General features: G+C 63.6%; 1 protein-coding gene and 3 pseudogenes. All 4 read right to left on the reverse strand.

The genetic code is table 11. From position 1 onward, the window contains the following. Positions 1 to 175: 175 nt before the first annotated feature. Positions 176 to 364, reverse strand: a pseudogene (locus tag KHA85_RS16200) (IS3 family transposase); the annotation flags it as partial. Positions 365 to 395: 31 nt separating this feature from the next. After that, positions 396 to 908 (reverse strand): annotated as a pseudogene (locus KHA85_RS16205) (IS3 family transposase); the annotation flags it as partial. Positions 909 to 960: 52 nt separating this feature from the next. Continuing rightward, on the reverse strand, positions 961 to 2145 hold the full coding sequence (locus KHA85_RS16210) for an IS110 family RNA-guided transposase (RefSeq protein WP_213186596.1): 1185 nt from the start codon (positions 2143 to 2145) through the stop codon (positions 961 to 963). Positions 2146 to 2425: 280 nt separating this feature from the next. Next, positions 2426 to 2908: pseudogene (locus tag KHA85_RS16215) on the reverse strand (transposase family protein); the annotation flags it as partial. Positions 2909 to 2964: the final 56 nt, after the last annotated feature.

Here is a 2964-nt window from a genome sequence, read left to right on the forward strand (position 1 = left end):
CATGATCTTGATCCTCTCGCATCAAGCGGCTGTCCAAGATCCTTGGTACACCCCAAATCGCACTGAATTAATTGGAGGGTCGTGCTGAGTCAGGCGGCCTGAAGTTCGGTCGACTGGTTGGAACGGTACATCTGACCTGCCCCGTTGATTTCGGACAGCGGAGTTGATGGTTTCTCTACGCTACCGTTGCCGGCTGGAGGCCAGGGTAGTGCACGTCGTTCGGCCCCTTGTAGCCGAGCGCTGAATGGCGTCGCCGGGTGCTGTAGAATCCCTCGATGTAGCTGATGACGTCGCGCCTGGCCTGCCGCTTCGTGGCGTAGACGGTGCGGTGGACGCGTTCGTTCTTCAGTGCGGAGAAGAACGACCCTGAACCGCCCCAGGTTTCCCGCCGCTCCCTATGTGGGTTGCAGCTCTCGGTTGAGAGCGGCGTAGTAGCTCTGCTCGAACTCGATGGGCGGGACGTAGTCCAGGCTCGAGTGGAGCCGTTCATTGTTGTACCACTCGACCCACGCGGCGGTGGCGTACTCGACGTCGGAGATCGTCTTGTACGGCCCGTCATGGAAGATTGACGAGCGGATGCACTCGGCCTTGTAGAGCCCGTTGATCGTCTCCATGAGCGCATTGTCGTACGCGTCGCCGACGCTGCCGATCGACGGGTCGATACCTTCCAACGCGAGGCGTTCAGTGAACGCTACAGATGTATATTGACTGCCCGCGTCCGAGTGGCTGACCAGCGACTTGGGTTCGATCGGGTGTCCCTCGCGATCGCGTTGCCACAGCGCCATCCGCAGTGGAGTCATGACCAGGTCCGTGGCCATGGTGGTGGCCGCGTTCCACGCCACGATGCGCTGGGCGAACACGTCGACGATGAACGCCACGTAGGTGAAGCCCGCCCAAGTCTGGACGTAGACATCTCATGCCGGTCGGTTGTCAAGCGGCGGCCTGAAGTGAGGGCGTTGGCTAGGCGGTCTGGTCGTCCCAGAGTTGTCCGGTTTGCAGGCACCACCAGAGGCGGCCGAGGAGTTTGTTTGCGAGGTTGCGCAGTGCCGCGTTGTGTCTGTCGCCGAGTTCTCGACGGTGGTCGTAGTAGGCGCGGGCGCCCGGGGAGGAGGTCAGGGAGGCGAAGGCCCACCAGTGGCATGCGTCGGCCAGTCGCTTGTTCCGTATCCGTCGGGCTTTGACGTAGTGGGAGCGGCCGGAGGCTCGGGTCACCGGGGCGGTGCCGGCGAACGCTCGAAGTCCACGGGCTGTGGTGAAGCGGCTGGGATCGTCGCCGATCTCGGCAAGGATTCGAGCACCGAGGATGACGCCGATTCCGGGGACGGATTCGATGATCGGTGCCGTCGGGTGATTGTGGAACTCGATGCGCATCTGCTCCTCGAGACTGGTAATCGCGAGGTGCATCTGTTGGCAGATGGCCACGAGTCCTGCCACGGTGATGCCGAGGCTGCGCTCGACGTCCTGCGGCTGGCACAGCGATGGGTGCCGCAGCGAGGCCACGATGTGTTCGACCAGGTCAGGGTCGTTTCGTCGGCCCGCCCGCTTGAGCGCCGCGGACTCTCGGGATGGCGTGAGGCGGCGTCCCTGAGTTGGTGTTGGAGCTGCGGCCAGGACGGCCAACGCGGCGCGATGGGTCAGTTTCGGAAACGCCCGCAGCGCCTGGGGGTAGAACTTGAGCAATACAGAACGGAGCCTGTTCAGGGTGTCGTGCAGGGCCCAGAGGGCTTCCTGGTGCTGGCGGGCCAGCACTCGAAGAGACTGGTTCTGGTGACTCAGCGACGGCATCGGTCGGTGCTGGTGGCGATCGGTCCGAAGAATGTCGGCGAGGACCATCGCGTCTTTGGCATCGGACTTGCCTCCGGCTTGTCCGAATCGCTCGCGGTATCTGGCCACAGCTCGAGGATTGAGGGCGTAGACGGTGAACCCGGCTTCCTTCAATGCGGTGACCAGCAGGTTCTTGTCGGTTTCGATCCCGATGCTCATCTCGTCGGGGTGGCCACCGTGCTCGGCGATGGCGGTCAACAGTTCGGTGAAGCCAGCGGCATCTGCAGAGAACCTCAGTCGACGCTCGATGCTCCCGCTGGCGGACATGATCGCGGCATCGTGGTGGTCCTCGGCCCAGTCGATACCGACAGTAATAGTCATGACGGTGGCCCTTCCTCATGGAGTACTTCCGGTGGCGAGCACGCAGGGCGGGCGAACAACCTAATGGAGAGCGCTCAGTGGGCGCGGCATCTCATAAGTCCTGTTCCGTCCTGCCGATCGACGGGGCCACCGTCTATGTTGGAAGCCTCTCGCGGACTGGTTGAAACTGACGAGTGGGCACCCGAAGACAGCTCCTCTCAAGCATCCGCCCGGGCCGGTAAAATCTCAGTAGAACCCGTTGACGGGCTTGCCGCCGTCTCCGACGGCGACCACCCCATTATGTGAAATCGGCGACCCAGAGCCGGTCGGGCCGGTCCGAGGTGAAGTTGCGATCGACAAGATCCGGCGCCCGAACACCGTCCGGATCCGAGGAGGTGGTGTACACCTTCTTGGACCGGAGTACGCCTGATAGCCCGAGTGTTCGCATCACACGGTCCACTGCTCCTGGGCTGGCTGCGGTCAGACCGGCCCGGTGCACCTCGGCAAGCATCTTGCGGCGCCCGTACAAGCCCGCAGGCTGCATCTTCCGGCGCCCCCGCCCATCGAGCTGCCACACGAGCTTGCGGACGGTGTCCTCGACCTCGGCATCGCTGACGGTCCTGGCCGCCACCACGCGCTGCGGCGAAGTCCACTCGCGGTACGTCCGTGCGGCGATCTGCAGGCCTGCTTTGCGCAATCCTCTGCAGATCGACTCGACCGCATGACCTTCCGACCGGAGTTGGTCGATGAACTCGCAGATCACCGGTTGCGGGGGTCGAGCTCCCCGATGCTCCTATGTCAAGTCTCGTCACGCGGCCGCCTGCAGAGCAGGGATCGGAG

Source organism: Dietzia massiliensis, assembly GCF_018390595.1.
GTDB lineage: Bacteria > Actinomycetota > Actinomycetes > Mycobacteriales > Mycobacteriaceae > Dietzia > Dietzia massiliensis.